Source organism: Elioraea sp. Yellowstone (assembly GCF_006704265.1).
GTDB lineage: Bacteria > Pseudomonadota > Alphaproteobacteria > Acetobacterales > Acetobacteraceae > Elioraea.
On the sequence record NZ_VIKA01000010.1, the window covers coordinates 7,501 to 24,346 of the forward strand.

The window sequence follows — 16,846 nt, forward strand, 5'->3', positions numbered from 1 at the left end:
CTCGGCACCGCCACCCTCGCCCGTGACGACACCGGCGGGCTGCTTCCCGATCCTGCCCTCGCCAGCAGCGAAGAGACGATCGAACAGCACGCACCGCCATCCCCCATCGTGGTCGTGGTCGAACGCGGCGACACGCTCATGGCCCTGCTGACGGATGTCGGCCTTGCGCCGACGGAGGTGCATGCCCTGGCCGCCGCCATCGCCGACCATCTGCCGGCGCGCGCGCTGCGTCCCGGCCAGGAGATCGTCGTGGCACCCGACCCGCTCGATCCGACCCGCGCCCGGACGGTCGAGATCCTCCCGGACACGACACGGCGCATCCTGGCAACCCGCACCGAGGCCGGAACGTATCGCGCCACGCTCCAGGAGACCGAGCAGGTCCGGCACCTCGTGCGCGCCGAGGGTGAGATCTCCTCCAGCCTCTACGAGGCCATGGCCGCAGCCGAGGTGCCGCCGGCCCTGATCATGGGGCTGATCCGCGCCTTCAGCCACGCGGTCGACTTCCAGCGCGACCTGCAGCCCGGCGACCGCTTCGCCGTGATGTTCGAACGGTTTCGCGATCCCGAAGGCGCGCTGATCCAGCATGGCCAGGGACTCTATGCCGAACTCCGCCTGCGCGACCGCGTGCTCCGCATCTGGCGCCACGCGCCCGCAGGCGAATCGTCCGACTGGTTCGACGAGAGGGGCGAATCGGTGCGCCGCGCGCTGCTGCGCACGCCGCTGGACGCGGCGCGCGTCAGTTCCGGATTCGGCATGCGCCGCCACCCGATCCTCGGCTACAGCCGGATGCATCGCGGCGTCGACTTCGCCGCGCCGACCGGCACGCCGGTCTACGCCGCGGGCGACGGCACGGTCGCCTTCGCCGGCTGGCGCGGCGACTACGGACGGACGGTGATCCTGCGCCACGGCGGCGGCTTCTCGACGCTCTACGCGCATCTCTCGGCCATTCCGGGCAGCATCCGCCCGGGCACGCGCGTGCGCCAGGGCCAGGTGATCGGCCGGGTCGGCTCGACCGGGCTGAGCACCGGGCCGCACCTGCACTACGAGGTGCACCGCAACAGCGTCGCGGTCAACCCGGCCTCGATCCGCACGCTCGCCGGACGCAACCTGCAGGGCCGCGAGCTTGCAGCGTTCCGGGCCGAGCGCGCCCGCATCGACCGCCAGTTCGCGGCCCTCGCCGGCGTGGCGGAACTCGCCGCCGCGGAGTGACAGCGACCGGGGGCGGCTCGGCGCCGCCCCCCCTGCCCTCACGCCGCTTCCGCGAGCCTGCCGTTGATCGCGAGCCCGTCGCCCATCGCCGAGACGCGCACGGTCTCGCCCTCGCGGATCGTGCCCTCGAGCAGCATGGTGGCGAGCGGGTTCTGCAGCGACCGCTGGATCACCCGCTTGAGCGGCCGCGCGCCGTAGGTCGGGTCGTAGCCGGCCTCGGCGAGCCACGCCTTGGCGCTGTCGTCGAGCTCGAGCGTGATCTTGCGCTCGGCCAGCAGCGCGCGCAGGCGACGGAGCTGGATCTCGACGATCGCCGCCATCTGCGCCCGCCCCAGCCGGCGGAACAGGATGATCTCGTCCAGCCGGTTGAGGAACTCGGGGCGGAAGCGGGTGCGCACCACCGCCATCACCTGGCCGCGCACGAGATCGACGTCCTCGTCCTCGCGCTGCGCGGCGAGGATATCCGAGCCCAGATTCGAGGTCAGCACGATGATGGTGTTGCGGAAATCCACGGTCCGTCCCTGGCCGTCGGTCAGCCGCCCGTCATCGAGCACCTGCAGCAGCACGTTGAAGACGTCCTCGTGCGCCTTCTCGACCTCGTCGAACAGGATCACCTGGTAGGGACGGCGACGCACGGCTTCCGTCAGCGCGCCGCCCTCCTCGTAGCCGACATAGCCGGGCGGGGCGCCGATCAGGCGGCTGACGGCATGCTTCTCCATGTACTCCGACATGTCGATGCGCACCATCGCCCGCTCGTCGTCGAACAGGAACTCGGCGAGCGCCTTGCAGAGCTCGGTCTTGCCCACACCGGTGGGGCCGAGGAACAGGAACGAGCCGATCGGCCGGTTCGGGTCCTGCAGCCCCGCACGCGCGCGCCGGACCGCGTTCGCGACCGCGACCAGCGCCTCGTCCTGGCCGACCACGCGGCTCCTCAGCTTCTCCTCCATCGCGAGCAGCTTGGTGCGCTCGCCCTCCAGCATCTTGTCGACCGGGATACCGGTCCAGCGGCTCACCACCTGGGCGATGTGCTCCTCGGTCACCGACTCGTTGACGAGGTGGCCCTCCTGCGCAGCGGCGGCGATCCGCTTCTCGAGATCCGGAATGATGCCGTAGCGCAGCTCCGAGGCGCGCGTGAGGTCGCCCTTGCGCTGCGCGATCTCCATCTCGGCCCGCGCGCGGTCGAGCTTCTCCTTCAGCTCCTTGGTCTCGGTGACGCGCGCCTTCTCGGCCTGCCATTCTGCGGTGAGCGCGTTCGACTTCTCCTCGAGCTCAACGATCTCGCGCTCGAGCCGCGCAAGCCGGTCCTTCGAGGCCGGATCCTCCTCCTTCCTCAGCGCCTCGCGCTCGATCTTGAGCTGGATCAGCCGCCGATCGAGCTCGTCAAGCTCCTCGGGCTTGCTGTCCACCTGCATGCGCAGGCGCGAAGCCGCCTCGTCCACCAGGTCGATCGCCTTGTCGGGCAGGAAGCGGTCGGTGATGTAGCGGTTCGACAGCGTCGCGGCGGCGACCAGCGCGGAGTCCGAGATGCGCACGCCGTGATGCGTCTCGTACTTGTCCTTGATGCCGCGCAGGATCGAGATCGTGTCCTCGACCGAGGGCTCGCCCACGAACACCGGCTGGAAGCGGCGCGCAAGCGCCGCATCCTTCTCGACGTGCTTGCGGTACTCGTCGAGCGTGGTCGCGCCGATGCAGTGGAGCTCGCCGCGGGCGAGGGCCGGCTTGAGCAGGTTCGAGGCGTCCATCGCACCCTCGGCCTTGCCCGCGCCCACCAGCACGTGCATCTCGTCGATGAACAGCACGATCTCGCCGGCGGCGGATTCGATCTCGGCCAGCACGGCCTTCAGCCGCTCCTCGAACTCGCCGCGGAACTTCGCGCCTGCGACCAGCGCGCCGAGGTCGAGCGCCAGCACCCGCTTGCCCTTCAGCGCCTCGGGCACGTCGCCGTTGACGATGCGCAAGGCGAGCCCTTCGACGATCGCCGTCTTGCCGACGCCGGGCTCGCCGATCAGCACGGGGTTGTTCTTCGTGCGGCGCGCCAGCACCTGGACGACGCGGCGGATCTCCTCGTCGCGGCCGATCACCGGGTCGAGCTTGCCCTCGCGCGCGAGCTGGGTGATGTCGCGCGCGTACTTCTTCAGGGCATCGAAGGTGTCCTCCGCGCCCTGCGAGGTGACCTTGCGGCCCTTGCGGATGTCGGCCACCGCTTTGTCGAGCGCCTGCGCGGTGACGCCGGCCGCCTTCAGCGCGGCACCCGCCGCACCCGGGTCGGCGGCGAGCGCCACCAGCAGCCGATCCTGTGCCACGAACTCGTCGCCCGCCTTGAGCGCCGCCTGCTGTGCGGCGTCCAGCACGCGCACCAGTTCCGGCGTGATCATCGGCTGGCCGGCCCCGGAGCCCGACACCTTGGGCAGGCGCTGCACGGCCGCGTCGACCGCGGCCTTCGCACGCGCCGGATCGCCGCCCGCCGCCCGGATCAGACCGGAGGCGGCTCCCTCGGGATCGTCCAGCAGCGCCTTCAGCAGGTGCTCGGGAGCGATCCGCTGGTGATACTCGCGGATCGCGATGGTCTGCGCGGCCTGGATGAAGCCCCTGGCGCGCTCGGTGAACTTCTCGATATCCATGTGCCTGTCCCTCTCTGAGGCGACCGGCCGCCCAGGCCCCCGCAGGCGACCAGGGCGACCGTTGCCCCAAGCAGATGGGTCGTGCCTTGATCGGGCTCAAGGGCATCCGAGGGAGAGGCGCGTGCGCATCGAGCACATCTACCGCTACCCGGTGAAGGGGCTCACGGCCGAGGCGCTGGCCGAGACCCGTCTCGACCCGGGCGAGACCGTCCCCGGGGACCGCAAGTTCGCGCTCGCCCAGGGCGACGCGCCGTTCGACGAGGCCGCGCCCGAATGGCTGCAGAAGCGGCACTTCGCCTGCCTGATGGTGAACGAGCGCATCGCCGCCCTGCACGCCTCGTGGGACGAGCGCAAGGGCGTGCTGTTGATCCATGCGCCGGGCGGGCCGCCCTTCGCCGGCGACACCGCCACCGCCGAAGGGCGGGCAGCGATCGCGACGTGGCTCGCGACGTTCCTCGGCGACGAGGCGCGCGGGGCGCCACGCTTCGTCGTTGCCGACGGCCACAGCTTCTCGGATCACCGCAACAAGGTGGTCTCCCTGATCAACCTCGCCTCGCTCGCCGAGCTGGAACGGGCGATGGGCCGCAGCCTCGACCCGCTGCGGTTCCGGGCGAACGTCTACTTTTCCGGAGCGCCGGCCTGGGCCGAGTTCGGCTGGCTCGGGCGCCGGATCGAAGTCGGTGCCGCCACCCTGACCGTCACGAAGCGGATCCCACGCTGCGCCGCGACCGAGGTCAATCCGGTGACGGCACGGCGCGACTGCGACCCGGTGGCGGGTCTGCGCCAAGCCTTCGGCCACATCGATCTCGGCGTCTATGCGCGCGTGGAGGCCGGCGGGCGCGTCGCCGTCGGCGATGCGATCATGCTGCGCGAGGACGAGGAATGACGCCGATCCCGCCAATCCGGCCGATCCACTCCGGCGATCTCGATGCGGTGCTGCGCCTGAACCGCGCCCACGAGGTCGAGCTGTCGTCGCTGACGCGCGACCGGCTCGCCGCGCTGACGGGAATGGCCTTCGCGGCCTGGGTCGTGCCGCCGGCCGAGGCGTTCCTGATCGCCTTCGACCAGGACACGGCCTATGACAGCTCGAACTTCCGCTGGTTCAAGGAGAGGTTCGAGCGCTTCGTCTATGTGGACAGGATCGTGGTCGCTGCCAGCGCGCGCGGCCGGGGGCTTGCCCGCGCGCTCTACGCGCGGATCTTCGCGGAGGCGCGCGCCTGCGGCCACGACGCGGTCGTGGCGGAGGTGAACAGCGACCCGCCGAACCCGGCCTCGGATGCGTTCCACGCCGCCCTGGGCTTCGCCCCGATCGGCAGCGCCGCCCTCGCGGATCGCGGCAAGACCGTCACCTATCTCGTGAAGCGGCTCGCCTGAGCCGCCCGGGCTACTCGGCGCCGGCGATCGGCTTCGGCTGCTCCCCCTCGCCCGGCACGGGCTGGGCGGCGCCGTTCGCCCCGTCGCCATGGCCGTTCATCGCCTGCTCCACGGCCGCCTCGACCGCGTCGCCCTCCGCCTCGTAGCCGTTCACGCGCCGCGGCTGCTGGGGCTGCTGCCCCTGCATCTGCTGCATGGCGTTGAGGATGCGGAAGTAGTGCTCGGCGTGCTGGAAGTAGCTCTCGGCCATCACCCGATCCCCGCCCGAGGTCGCGTCGCGACCGAGCTGCAGGTACTTCTCGAACAGCTGCTGGGCCGTGCCGCGCAGCCGGACATCCGGACCGTTCGAGTCGAACACGTGGTTCCGGTTCATCGGCTGATGGCGGTGCTGGTGACGGCCGCCCTGGTGATGGCCGCGACCGCGCATGCGCTTGAGGTTCATGTCGTCTTCACGTCTGCCGTTGTTGTCGCAGCGTCTCAGCCCGGCTCGAGCCGGACCCCTTGCCGCCCTTCCGGCGACCTGCCCGCGTGACCGGATGCCCCTGAAGGCCGATCCGGCGACGCACCCCCGCACGCGAGCTCACGCGCACCCTAGTCCGCGGACCGCGGCTCGCCAACCGTTTTTTCCGCGTGCCGGAGCGCGATCGCACGCGGGATTCCGCCCAAATCCTGCCGCAATTCCACGGTCGCCAGCCCGGCGGTCCGGGCGAGTCCCGCGACATCCGCCGCCTGGCCGGCACCGAGCTCGATCACGGCCAGCCCCGAACGGTCGAGGAGACGGGGCAGATCCGCGAGAATCGCACGATAGGCCGCAAGCCCATCCGGCCCGCCGTCGAGGGCCGCACGAGGATCGTGGTCGCGCACCTCGGGATCGAGGGTGGCGATGTCGGCGGTCGCGACATAGGGCGGATTCGCCAGCACGAGATCGAAGCCGCCGCCGAGCGCGGCCGACCAGTCGCCGCACAGGAACAGCGCCCGCTCGGCGAGACCGCAGCGGGCGGCGTTGGCGCGGGCGACCGCGAGCGCGGCGGCCGAGAGGTCGATCCCGACCCCGATCGCGGCCGGGAACTCGCCGAGCGCGGCGAGCAGCAGCGCCCCGGAGCCGGTGCCGAGGTCGAGCACGCGTCGCACTGCGGAACGGTCCGGCAGTGCGTCCAGGGCCGCCTCGATCAGCGTCTCGCTCTCGGGGCGCGGCACCAGCACATCCGGCGTGACGGCAAGGTCGAGCGTCCAGAAGCCGCGCCTGCCGGTCAGGTGCGCGGCCGGCTCGCGCGCCGCACGGCGCGCGACCAGGGCGCGGAAACGCCCGGCGTCCGCCGCGCCGACCGGCGCGGCCGCCTCGATGGTCAGCAGGCCGGGCGCGCGGCCCAGCACATGGCCCAGCAGAAGCCGTGCCTCCCGCCGCGGCTCCTCGATGCCCGCCGCGCGCAGGATCGCACCGGCCTCGCAGAGCAGCCCCCCGATCGTGGGATTCATGCCCCTGCCGCAAGCAGCGCGGCCTGATCCTCGGCGGTCAGCGCATCGATCAGCTCGTCGAGCTCGCCGGCGAGGATGCGGTCGATCTTGTGCAGCGTGAGCCCGATGCGGTGGTCGGTCACGCGGCCCTGCGGCACGTTGTAGGTGCGGATGCGCTCGGAGCGGTCGCCGGTGCCGACCTGGCTGCGGCGGAGATCCGAGCGCGCCGAAGCCCTGGCCTGGCGCTCGCGCTCGTAGAGCTTGGCGCGCAGGATCTTCATCGCGCGCGCGCGGTTCTTGTGCTGGCTCTTCTCGTCCTGGCAGGCGACCACGATGCCGGTGGGCAGGTGGGTGATGCGCACCGCGCTCTCGGTCTTGTTCACGTGCTGACCGCCGGCACCCGAGGCGCGGAACACGTCGATGCGCAGATCGGCATCGTTCACCTGCACATCGACCTCCTCCGCCTCGGGCAGCACAGCGACCGTCGCGGTGGAGGTGTGGATGCGCCCCTGGCTCTCGGTCACCGGCACGCGCTGCACCCGGTGCACGCCGCTCTCGTATTTCAGCCGCGCGAACACGTCCGTGCCGGTGATCTCGGCGACCGCCTCGCGGTAGCCGCCGAGGTCGTTCTCGGAGATGTCCAGCACCTCGAAGCGCCAGCCGCGGCTCTCGGCGTAGCGGCGATACATCGCGAAGAGGTCGGCCGCGAACAGCGCCGCCTCGTCGCCGCCGGTACCGGCGCGCACCTCCAGGATGGCGTTGCGGCGGTCCGCCTCGTCCTTCGGCAGGAGGGCGACGCGCACCGCGCGGTCGAGGACGGCGACGCGCTCGGCGAGCGCAGCCGCCTCCTCCTCGGCCATCCGTCGGAGTTCGGGATCGGCGGCCGCGTCAGCGGCCATCGCGCGTGCCTCGGCGAGCTCGCGCTCGGCGCGGCGCAGCGCCGCGACCTGGTCCGCCACCGCCTCGATCTCGGCCAGCTCGCGCGAGGCGGCGACATAGGCCGCGCCGTCCAGCCCCTCGGCGAGCCTGGCGCGCAGTTCCTCCGCGCGCGCCAGCACGCGATCGAGGCGACGGGCGAAGCCCTCGCTCATCGTCGGAGACGCGCCGGCAGCTCGGCGATCGGCACGGCCTGCTGCTCGCCGGTCGCGAGATCCTTCACCTGTGCGATCCCGGCGGCGCGCTCGCTGTCGCCCAGGATCACGGCGGCGCGCGCGCCGATCCTGTTCGCGCGCTCCATGCGGCGCTTGAGGGTGCCGCGGAACGCCATCTCGGCGCGGATGCCGGCTTCACGCAGCGCGGTGAGCACCCGGATCGCCGCCTCCTCCGCCGCCTCGCCGATCGGGATGACGGCCACCGGCGGCGCGGGCGGCGGCACCGCGCCGGTGAGCATGGCGAGCCGCTCGATCCCCGCCGCCCAGCCGACCGCCGGGGTGGGCGGGCCGCCCATCTCCTCGACCAAGCCGTCGTAGCGGCCGCCCGCCATGACGGTGCCCTGTGCGCCCAGCCGGTCGGTCACGAACTCGAACGCGGTGTGGCAGTAGTAGTCGAGCCCGCGCACGATGCGCGGGTTCACCCGGAACGGCACGCCGAAGGTCACGAGATGGCGCTGCAGCGCCTCCCAGTGTGCGCGTGCGGTCTCGGTCAGGTAGGGGAAGATGTCCGGCGCATCCGCGACGATGGCGCGATCGGTCGCGTCCTTGCTGTCGAGCACGCGCAGCGGATTGCGGTGCAGCCGCGCGCGGCTGTCGGGCGAGAGCTTCGCCTCATGGGCGGAGAGGAAGGCGACCAGCGCCGAGCGGTAGGTGGTGCGGCTCTCGCGGTCGCCCAGCGTGTTGATCTCGAGCGTGGTGCCCTCGATCACGCCGAGCGCCTTCAGGATCGCCTGGCCGCAGGCGATCGCTTCGGCGTCGGCGAGCGGCTCGGCGGCCCCGACCGTCTCGATCCCGATCTGGTGGAACTGGCGGTAGCGGCCCTTCTGCGGCCGCTCGTAGCGGAACATCGGCCCGGCGTAGAACACCTTCTGCGGCAGCGACTGGGTCAGCCCGTTGGAAACGAGGGCGCGGCACACGCCTGCGGTGTTCTCGGGGCGGAGCGTGATGCTTTCCCCGCCGCGGTCCTCGAAGGTGTACATCTCCTTCGTGACGACGTCGGAGGTGTCGCCGAGCGAGCGGGTGAAGACGCGGGTGTCCTCGATCACCGGCGTCTGCCATTCCTCGAAGCCCCAGAGCTCGGCGATCCGGCGCGCGGTCTCGGCCACGTGGCGGTGGCGGCGCATCTCCTCGCCGATCAGGTCGCGGGTGCCGCGGATGGGTTGCAGGGCGTTCATGGGGCCCGGATGGGGTGAGGGCGAAGCCGGTGTCAAGGGCGAGGGACGGGGCGAACGCTACGCGGCGAACTCGGCGCGGATCTTCGCCGAGTGCTCGCCGATCGCCGGGACCGCCCCCGGCATCCGCGCGCCGTCGGCCCAGCGCACCGGCGGGGCGGCGTAACGCACGGGCCCGTTCGGCGTGGCGACTTCGATCCGCCGCAGCGCCGGGTGCCTGGCCAGATCCGAGACCTCGTTGACGAAGCCGTAGGCGATCGCCCCCCGGTCGAGCCGCGCGCGCGCCTCCTCGCGCGAGAGTGTGGCGAAGATCGCGCCGATATGGCCGTCGACCTCGGCACGGTTCCTCACGCGGATCACGTTCGTCTCGAAGCCCGGACGCTGCGGCAGGTCGGGCTCGCGCAGCACGTGGGTGCAGAGATTGGCCCATTCGCGCTCGTTCTGGATCGAGATCAGCACGAGCGACCCGTCGGCGAGCGCGAAGGCGCCGTAGGGGCAGATCGAGGGATGGGCGAGGCCGACGCGCGCCGGCGCCCTGCCCGCCCCCTCGTAGGTGAGCAGCGGCACGTTCATCCAGTCGGCCATGCCGTCGAACAGGCTGACGGCGAGCCCCGCCCCCTTGCCGGTGATGCCGCGCCGGATCAGCGCCTCGAGCACGCCGGCATAGGCCGCCATGCCGCAGGCGATGTCGCAGACCGAGACGCCAACCCGCCCCGGTCCGGCGGGATGCCCGGTGACCGAGCAGAGCCCGCTCTCGGCCTGCACGAGGAGGTCGTAGGCCTTCATCGTCGCGTACTCGCCCTCCTCGCCGTAGCCGGAGATGTCCACGGTGATCAGGCGCGGGTAGCGTTCGCGCAGGCTTGCCGAACCGAAGCCCGCGCGCGCAGCCGCGCCGGGGGCGAGGTTCTGGATGAAGACGTCGGCGCGGGCGAGGATGCGGTGCAGCAGCGCCGCGTCGTCGGGGTTCTTGATGTCGGCGACGAGCGACTCCTTGCCGCGGTTGAGCCAGACGAAGTAGCTCGAGAGCCCCCTGGCGTAATCGTCGTAGCCGCGCGCGAAGTCGCCCTCGGGGCGCTCGAGCTTGATCACGCGCGCGCCGGCGTCGGCGAGCTTGCAGGACAGGAACGGTGCCGCGACGGCTTGTTCCAGGGAGAGGACGAGCAGGCCTTCGAGAGGGTTCATCGTGTTGCGGGGGGACCACGCCGCCCCCCGCACCCGCCCGCGGGGGGGCCCTCCCGTTGGTCGGGCCCGTGTCGCGACCAACGGGAGCGACGCCCTCCCGGGGGGCGCGGGGGGCCTTGCGGCCCCCCGCCTCCTTTCCGTCAGTAGCTTCTGGGCAAGCCGAGCACGTGCTCCGCAAGATAGGACAGGATGAGGTTGGTGCTGATCGGCGCGACCTGATAGAGCCGCGTCTCGCGGAACTTCCGCTCGACGTCGTACTCCTCGGCGAAGCCGAAGCCGCCATGCGTCTGCACGCACATCTCGGCCGCGGCCCAGGACGCCTCGGCGGCCAGCATCTTCGCCATGTTCGCCTCGGCGCCGCAGTTCAGCCCGGCCTCGAACTTCTCGCAGCCCTCGCGCACCATCAGCTCGGCGGCGCGCATCTGGGCATAGGCGCGCGCGATGGGGAACTGGATGCCCTGGTTCTGGCCGATCGGCCGGCCGAACACGCGCCGCTCCTTCGCATAGGCCACCGCCTTGGCGATGAACCACTTGGCGTCGCCGATGCACTCGGCGGCGATCAAGAGCCGTTCGGCGTTCATGCCGTCGAGGATGTAGCGGAACCCCTTGCCCTCCTCGCCCACGAGGCTGTCGGCCGGGATCGCCATGTTGTCGAAGAACACCTCGCAGGAGTTGTGGTTCATCATGGTGCGGATCGGGCGGATCGTCAGCCCCTTGCCGAGCACGGCCTTCATGTCGACGAGGAAGGTGGAGAGTCCCTCCGTCTTCTTCTTCACCTGCTCACGCGGCGTGGTGCGCGCGAGCAGCAGCATCAGATCCGAATGTTCCGCGCGCGAGGTCCAGACCTTCTGGCCGTTGACGATCCACCGGTCGCCCTCGCGCCGCGCCGTGGTGCGGAGCGAGGTCGTGTCGGTGCCAGAGGTGGGCTCGGTGACGCCGAAGGCCTGGAGCCTGAGCTCGCCGGAGGCAATCTTCGGCAGGTAGCGCTGCTTCTGTTCAGCCGAGCCGTGCCGCAGCACGGTCCCCATGATGTACATCTGCGCGTGGCAGGCCGCCCCGTTGCAGCCCTGCTCCTGGATGGTCTCGAGGATCGCCGCGGCCGCCGAAAGCGGCAGGCCCGCACCGCCGTACTCCTCGGGGATCAGCGCGGCGAGGTAGCCGGCCTCGGTGAGCGCGCGGACGAACTCCGTCGGGTAGCCCCGCTCGGCGTCGAGCTTGCGCCAGTACTCGCCGGGGAACTGCGCACAGAGCTTGGCGACCTCGCCGCGCAGATCGGCCCAGGTGTCCTGTCGGGCGAGCGTCTGGTCCATGGCGTCACCTCCGCCTCGGCTGATAGCCCCGCGCGCGAGGTCGGGCAAGGCGAGGTCAGACCAGGGCCGGCACCAGAGAGAGCACCAGCAGGATGGCCATGGTGACGTTGAAGGCGCGGAGCTGCGCCGGCGAGCGCAGGATGCGCCCCGCGCCGGCGCCGACGACGGCCCAGAACCCGACCGAAGGCGGCGAGACCAGGAGGAACACGGCGGCGATCACCAGCGTCTCGGTCACGAGGTCGCCGCCCGGCCGGGTGAAGGCCGGGATCGCGGCGAGCGCCAGCAGCCAGGCCTTCGGGTTGACCCACTGGAACGCCGCGGCGCCGAGGAAGCCGAGCGGCGGCCTGCGCGCGCCCTCGCCCGGCGCGCCGGCGCGCGCGATCTTCCAGGCGAGCCAGACGATCCAGGCCGCGCCGATCCATTTGAGGGCGGTGTGCAGGTCGGGGTTCGCGGCGAACGGACCGGCGAGGCCGAGTCCGACCAGCACGATCATCACCGGGAAGCCGATCGTGATGCCGGCCATGTGCGGCAGGGTCGCGCGCACGCCGTGATTGGCCGCCGAGGCCGCGACCATGATCACGTTCGGCCCGGGCGTGACCGAGGTCGCGAAGGCGAAGGCCGCAAGCGCCGGCAACGTGTCCATGCCGGGATGATGGGTCAGTGGCGCTGACATTGTCAGCGGTTGCGCGACCGCCCGCGCGGCATGCGAGGGTTGCGCCGCCGTCAGATCGGGAGGGGCAGCCCATGCGCGTGGCGATGTTCAGCGCCAAACCCTATGACCGCCGCAGCTTCGAGGAGCGCAACGCGCCGCACGGCCATGAGATCACCTACCTCGAGCCGCGGCTGTCGGCGCAGACCGCCGCGCTCGCCCACGGCTTCCCGGCGGTCTGCCTGTTCGTCAACGACGAGGCGGACGCGCCGGTGATCGCGCGGCTGGCGCAGGGGGGAGTGCGGCTGATCGCGCTGCGCTGCGCCGGGTTCAACAACGTCGATCTCGCCGCCGCCGAACGTCACGGCATCACGGTGGCGCGCGTCCCGGCCTACTCGCCGCACGCAGTCGCCGAGTTCACGGTCGGGCTGATGCTGTCGCTGGTCCGCCACATCCACCGCGCCTATCAGCGCACCCGCGACAACAACTTCGCGCTCGACGGACTGCTCGGCTTCGACCTCCATGGCAAGACCGTCGGCGTGGTCGGCACGGGCCGGATCGGCGCGATCGTCGCGCGCATCCTGCGCGCCGGCTTCGGCTGCCACGTGCTCGCCTCCGACCCGTGTCCGGACGAGACGCTCGCCTCCCTCGGCGTGCGCTACGCCGCGCCGGAGGAGGCGATCGCGGCGAGCGACATCGTCACGCTGCACTGCCCGCTGACGCCCGGGACGCACCACCTGCTCGACGCGGCGGCGTTCGCGCGCATGCGGCGCGGCGCGCTGGTGGTGAACACCTCGCGCGGGGCGCTCCTCGATTCGGAAGCCGCGATCGAGGCGCTGAAGTCGGGCCGGCTCGGCGGCCTCGCGATCGACGTCTACGAGCAGGAGGCCGACCTGTTCTTCGAGGACCTCTCGAACGAGATCATCCAGGACGACGTCCTGCAGCGCCTGATGATGTTCCCGAACGTGCTGGTCACCGGCCACCAGGCCTTCTTCACGCGCGAGGCGCTGGAGAACATCGCCGACACGACGCTTGCGAACATCACCGCCTTCGCGCGCGGCGCCGCACTGGAGAACGCGGTGACGGTGGCAGGCACGCGCGGCTGACGCGGCCGTCCTCGCCTTCGCTGGCGGCGTGGAGGAGGCCACGCCGCGGCGACGGGGTTCCCTCTCGCGCGCCGGCCGGAGAGGGTCAGGGTGAAGGCGATCCCGTCACCCCTTCCCGGCCTCGCGCTCCGCCGCCAGCGCGTCGTCGATCTCGCGTGCGCGCACGGCGGCGGGCCGCGTGCTGACGCGTTCCCAGTAGCGCTCGAAGGTCGGCAGGCGCGGGAAGGTGCCGAAGCGCATGCCCCAGCCGATCTGCGAGCCGAGATAGACATCGACCGCGCTGAAGGTCGCGCCGAGCACGAAGTCGTGCTGCGAGACGAGCCCGTCCAGCACGGTGACGACATCGTCGAAGCTGCCGTAGCCGGCCATGCCGCGCCGCTCCTCCGGCACGATGAAGCCGAGCGCCTTGTTGACGGCGGCGTGCTCCACCGGCCCGGCGGCGAAGAACAGCCAGCGGTAGTAGGGGCCGCGCAGCGGGCTGCCGACCGCGGGGGCGAGGCCGGCCTCGGGGAAGGCGTCGGCGAGATAGGCGCAGATCGCGGCGGCCTCGGTGACGACGACCTCGCCGTGGCGGAGCGTCGGCACCTTGCCCATCGGGTTGAGGCCCAGATAGGCGCTCGCCTTCATGGTCGTGCCGTACTCCAGGATCTCGGTGCGATAGGGCCGGCCGATCTCCTCCAGCATCCAGCGCGCGATGCGCCCGCGCGACATCGGGTTGGTGTAGAGAACAAGGTCGCCGCTCATCGCCGCCTCATGCGCTCGCGCGGGGATTCTTCAGCAGCCGTCCGGGGCGTGCGCCCGTCGGGCCCTCGCCCCAGCGATAGACGCATTCGCCGTTCACCCAGACCTGCTCGATGCCCGGTGCGGGACGCTTCGGGTCATCGAAGGTCGCCCCGTCGCTCACGGTCGCCGGATCGAACAGCACGAGATCGGCGTATGCGCCGGGACGGATCACGCCGCGGTCCTTCAGCCCGAACACCTGCGCGGTCAGTCCCGTCATCTTGCGCACGGCCTCCTCCATCGAGATGAGGCCGAGTTCGCGCGCGTAGTGGCCGAGCACGCGCGGGAAGGTGCCCCAGAGGCGGGGGTGGGGGAAGGCGTCGTGCGGCAGCCCGTCCGAGCCGATCATGGCGCGCGGATGGGCGATGATGCGGCGCACGTCCTCCTCGTTCATCTGGTAGTAGATCGCGCCTGCAGGCAGCAGCCTCTCGGCGGCTTCCCTGCGTGTGCAGCCCCACTCGGCGGCGATCGCGTCGAGGTCCCGACCCTGCATCTCCGGGTGCGGCACCGACCAGGTGACGGTGACGCGCACCTCGTCGCGCAGGCGCGCGGGCATCAGCACGGTGCTGCTGGCGTGGTAGGGATAGACATCGACCCAGACGGGCTGCCGCGCGGCCGCCTCGTCCAGTTTCGCCAGCGTTTCGACCGACCGGCCCCAGTTCTGCGGCATGGTGCACTTGTAGTGGCTCATCACCACCGGGACCTTGGCGGCGCGGCCGATCGTCAGCGTCTCCTCGATCGCGTCCAGGATGCCGTCGGCCTCGTCGCGCATGTGGGTGACGTACATGCCGCCCGCCTCGGCGAGCGCCTCGGCCACCGCGATCACCTCCTCGGTGGTGGAGGCGATCGCGGGCGGGTACCAGAGGCCGGTGGAGAGGCCCCAGGCGCCCTGGGCGAGCGCCTCCTTCAGCCGCTCCTTCATGCGCCCGGCCTCGGCATCGGTGGCGGCGCGGCCGAGTTCCCCGTCGCCCATCTCGCGCGTGCGCAGCGTGGTGTGGCCGACGAAGGCGATCGCGTTGACGGGCGTGCCCTGGCGGGCGACGTCCTCGGCGTAGTCGGCGAAGCTGTCGTAGCGCCACCAGGTCTTGTCGCCGAGCAGGTCGAGCGGCGCGGGTGGACGGCGGTCGCGCGTGAGGGGGCTGAGCGAGACGCCGCAGTTGCCGGCGACCACGGTGGTCACGCCCTGGCTCAGCTTGCAGTGCAGGCAGTCGGGGCCGCAGAGGAGCGCGCGGTCGTCATGCGTGTGGGCATCGATGAAGCCGGGCGCGATGGCGCGGCCGGCGGCGTCGATCTCGACATCGGCGGAGGTCGCGCCGAGGTCGCCCACCGCGATGATGCGGTCGCCCGAGACGCCCACGTCGCCGGTGCGCCGCGGCGCGCCGGTGCCGTCGAAGATCAGCGCGTCGCGGACGATCAGGTCGCAGCGGAACAGCGTTGCCATGGCGGCGCGAGGCTCCCGGATATCTGCCGCTCCTGGATACGCCAGCGGGGGCGGGGCGTGAAGCCGACCGCCGCGCCCGGCCGAGGCGAGCCGCCGGTGAGGTGACGCCGAGCCGCCCCGGGCGGCACCTACGGCTCCTCCCGCCGCAGCCCCTTGCGGATCCGGCGCACGCCGTACCAGGCGGCGGCGAGCACCAGCGGCGGGCCGAGCAGCCCGGCCGCTCGGCCCATCTCCGGCAGGCCGAGCAGGGGCACGCCGTCGGCAAGGTATTTCAGCAGGCTCACCGCATAGTAAGCGATCGCGAAGACCGAGAGGCCCTCGACCGCCTGCGAGAGGCGCAGCTGCAGCCGCGCGCGCCGGTCCATCGCCTCGAGCAGGTCGCGGTTCTGCGCGGCAAGCCGCACCTCGACGCGCGTGCGCAGCATCGAGGCCGCGCGCGCGATGCCGTCGAGCAGCGTGCGCTCGCGCCGCGCCACCGCAGCGCAGGTGCGCAGGCCCGGGAGAAACCGGCGTTCGAGGAACACGCCGAGCCGCTGCACACCCTCGATCCGCCCTTCCTGCAGCTCGGCGATCCGGGTGATCACCAGCGCGCCATAGGCTTCGGTCGCGGCGAAGCGGAAGCGGTTGGCGGCGGACTGCGCCTCGGCCTCGGCGGCGAGCCGCGTCAGCCGGTCGAGCAGCAGATGGTCGTCCTCGGCGGAGGCGCTGGTGGCGGCGACGATCGCATCCAGCCGGCGCTCGAAGGCGGCGAGCAGCGGGGTCGCGGCGCGCGCCGGCGGCAGCCCGAGCAGCGCGGCCATGCGGTAGGTCTCGAGCTCCAGCAGCCGCTGCGCCATGCGTCCGAGCCGCCCGGGCGTCAGCCGATGCGCATAGAGCAGCATGCGCGTGAAGCCGTCCGGGCCGATGCGGAAATCGGCGAAGGCGGCCCCCTCGCCCTCGGCGACCGTGCTGCCGACCACCTCGCCGGCGAAGGTGTCGGCCGGGGGAGCCGCGGCGATGCCTGGCAGCACGCGCAGGTGAACCGCGGCGAGGCGCGCACCCGGTTCGGTCGCGAGCCAGGACGCGATCGGGGGCGCGAAGGCGGACCAGCCATCGGTGCCGAGTTCGGACGCCGCGTCGGCGATCGCGGTGACGGCGATGAACTCGCCGTGCCGCTCCCAGCGCAGCGTGCGGCCGGCGAGCGCGACCGCATGGTGGCGCGCGCCTGCGGGCGGAGACGGGACGCCCTGGGCGTCGCAGAACGCGGCGAAGCGTGCATGGTCGGCCTCGGCCTCCGCCTCCGACGCCATCAGCACGACATGGCTGAGCGCGGCCGGCGCGGTCAGGCGCGGATGCGGGCGCGCATGCAGCTCGTCGTTGATCGTTGCACGGAGGGGATGGTCGGCCACGGCGCGAC

15 protein-coding genes (1 of these 15 cut by a window edge) are annotated in these 16,846 nt (G+C 72.0%); 4 read left to right on the plus strand and 11 right to left on the minus strand.

What is annotated here, in order from left to right:
* Positions 1–1,209 carry the 3' portion of a M23 family metallopeptidase gene (locus tag FK498_RS03105; protein ID WP_161988292.1) on the plus strand. It extends 51 nt beyond the left edge of the window, so 1,209 of the gene's 1,260 nt are visible here — the last part of the coding sequence; the start codon falls outside the window, past its left edge; the stop codon is at positions 1,207–1,209.
* Positions 1,210–1,247: 38 nt separating this feature from the next.
* Here FK498_RS03105 and clpB read toward each other — a convergent pair whose 3' ends face one another.
* Entirely contained in the window at positions 1,248–3,830 is a 2,583-nt protein-coding gene (gene clpB, locus FK498_RS03110) for an ATP-dependent chaperone ClpB (protein WP_141851424.1), read from the minus strand.
* Between the two features lie 121 nt (positions 3,831–3,951).
* On the opposite strand from clpB, the gene FK498_RS03115 reads away from it, so the two are divergent.
* Both FK498_RS03115 and FK498_RS03120 read left to right on the plus strand, forming a co-directional pair.
* Entirely contained in the window at positions 3,952–4,716 is a 765-nt protein-coding gene (locus tag FK498_RS03115) for an MOSC domain-containing protein (protein ID WP_141851426.1), read from the plus strand.
* Positions 4,713–5,204 (plus strand): GNAT family N-acetyltransferase, encoded by a 492-nt coding sequence (locus tag FK498_RS03120; protein WP_141851428.1) that lies wholly within the window; start codon positions 4,713–4,715, stop codon positions 5,202–5,204. Before FK498_RS03115 ends, FK498_RS03120 begins: the two co-directional genes overlap by 4 nt.
* 10 nt (positions 5,205–5,214) lie before the next feature.
* Here FK498_RS03120 and FK498_RS03125 read toward each other — a convergent pair whose 3' ends face one another.
* The 7 genes from FK498_RS03125 to FK498_RS03155 all read right to left on the minus strand — a co-directional run bounded on the left by FK498_RS03125 (position 5,215) and on the right by FK498_RS03155 (position 12,117).
* Positions 5,215–5,646, minus strand: coding sequence for a DUF4167 domain-containing protein (locus tag FK498_RS03125; RefSeq protein WP_237560818.1), 432 nt, complete (start codon positions 5,644–5,646; stop codon positions 5,215–5,217).
* 149 nt (positions 5,647–5,795) lie between these two features.
* Positions 5,796–6,680, minus strand: a complete 885-nt coding sequence (prmC, locus tag FK498_RS03130; protein WP_141851430.1) for a peptide chain release factor N(5)-glutamine methyltransferase — start codon at positions 6,678–6,680, stop codon at positions 5,796–5,798.
* On the minus strand, positions 6,677–7,750 hold the full coding sequence (prfA, locus tag FK498_RS03135) for a peptide chain release factor 1 (protein WP_141851433.1): 1,074 nt from the start codon (positions 7,748–7,750) through the stop codon (positions 6,677–6,679). The genes prmC and prfA overlap by 4 nt, the downstream gene beginning before the upstream one ends.
* Positions 7,747–8,985: a histidine--tRNA ligase gene (gene hisS / locus FK498_RS03140; protein WP_141851435.1), complete on the minus strand. Its 1,239-nt coding sequence runs from the start codon at positions 8,983–8,985 to the stop codon at positions 7,747–7,749. The genes prfA and hisS overlap by 4 nt, the downstream gene beginning before the upstream one ends.
* Positions 8,986–9,042: 57 nt before the next feature.
* Positions 9,043–10,164, minus strand: a complete 1,122-nt coding sequence (locus FK498_RS03145; RefSeq protein WP_141851437.1) for a CaiB/BaiF CoA-transferase family protein — start codon at positions 10,162–10,164, stop codon at positions 9,043–9,045.
* A gap of 140 nt (positions 10,165–10,304) precedes the next feature.
* Positions 10,305–11,474, minus strand: a complete 1,170-nt coding sequence (locus FK498_RS03150) for an acyl-CoA dehydrogenase family protein (RefSeq protein ID WP_141851439.1) — start codon at positions 11,472–11,474, stop codon at positions 10,305–10,307.
* 55 nt (positions 11,475–11,529) lie between these two features.
* Positions 11,530–12,117 carry a LysE family translocator gene (locus tag FK498_RS03155; protein ID WP_141851441.1) on the minus strand — a complete coding sequence of 196 codons (588 nt, stop codon included), beginning with the start codon at positions 12,115–12,117 and terminating at the stop codon, positions 11,530–11,532.
* 101 nt (positions 12,118–12,218) lie between these two features.
* Between FK498_RS03155 and FK498_RS03160 the strand changes: the two genes are divergently transcribed.
* Complete coding sequence (locus tag FK498_RS03160) at positions 12,219–13,229, plus strand: 2-hydroxyacid dehydrogenase (protein ID WP_141851443.1); 1,011 nt, start codon at positions 12,219–12,221, stop codon at positions 13,227–13,229.
* Positions 13,230–13,334: 105 nt separating this feature from the next.
* Here the strand turns inward: FK498_RS03160 and FK498_RS03165 are convergent, their stop codons facing one another.
* The 3 genes from FK498_RS03165 to FK498_RS03175 form a co-directional block, all read right to left on the minus strand.
* Complete coding sequence (locus FK498_RS03165) at positions 13,335–13,973, minus strand: glutathione S-transferase family protein (protein ID WP_141851445.1); 639 nt, start codon at positions 13,971–13,973, stop codon at positions 13,335–13,337.
* Between the two features lie 7 nt (positions 13,974–13,980).
* Positions 13,981–15,450 carry an amidohydrolase family protein gene (locus FK498_RS03170; protein ID WP_141851447.1) on the minus strand — a complete coding sequence of 490 codons (1,470 nt, stop codon included), beginning with the start codon at positions 15,448–15,450 and terminating at the stop codon, positions 13,981–13,983.
* A 128-nt stretch (positions 15,451–15,578) separates the two neighbouring features.
* Positions 15,579–16,838: a DUF3422 family protein gene (locus tag FK498_RS03175; protein ID WP_141851449.1), complete on the minus strand. Its 1,260-nt coding sequence runs from the start codon at positions 16,836–16,838 to the stop codon at positions 15,579–15,581.
* Positions 16,839–16,846 lie beyond the last annotated feature (8 nt).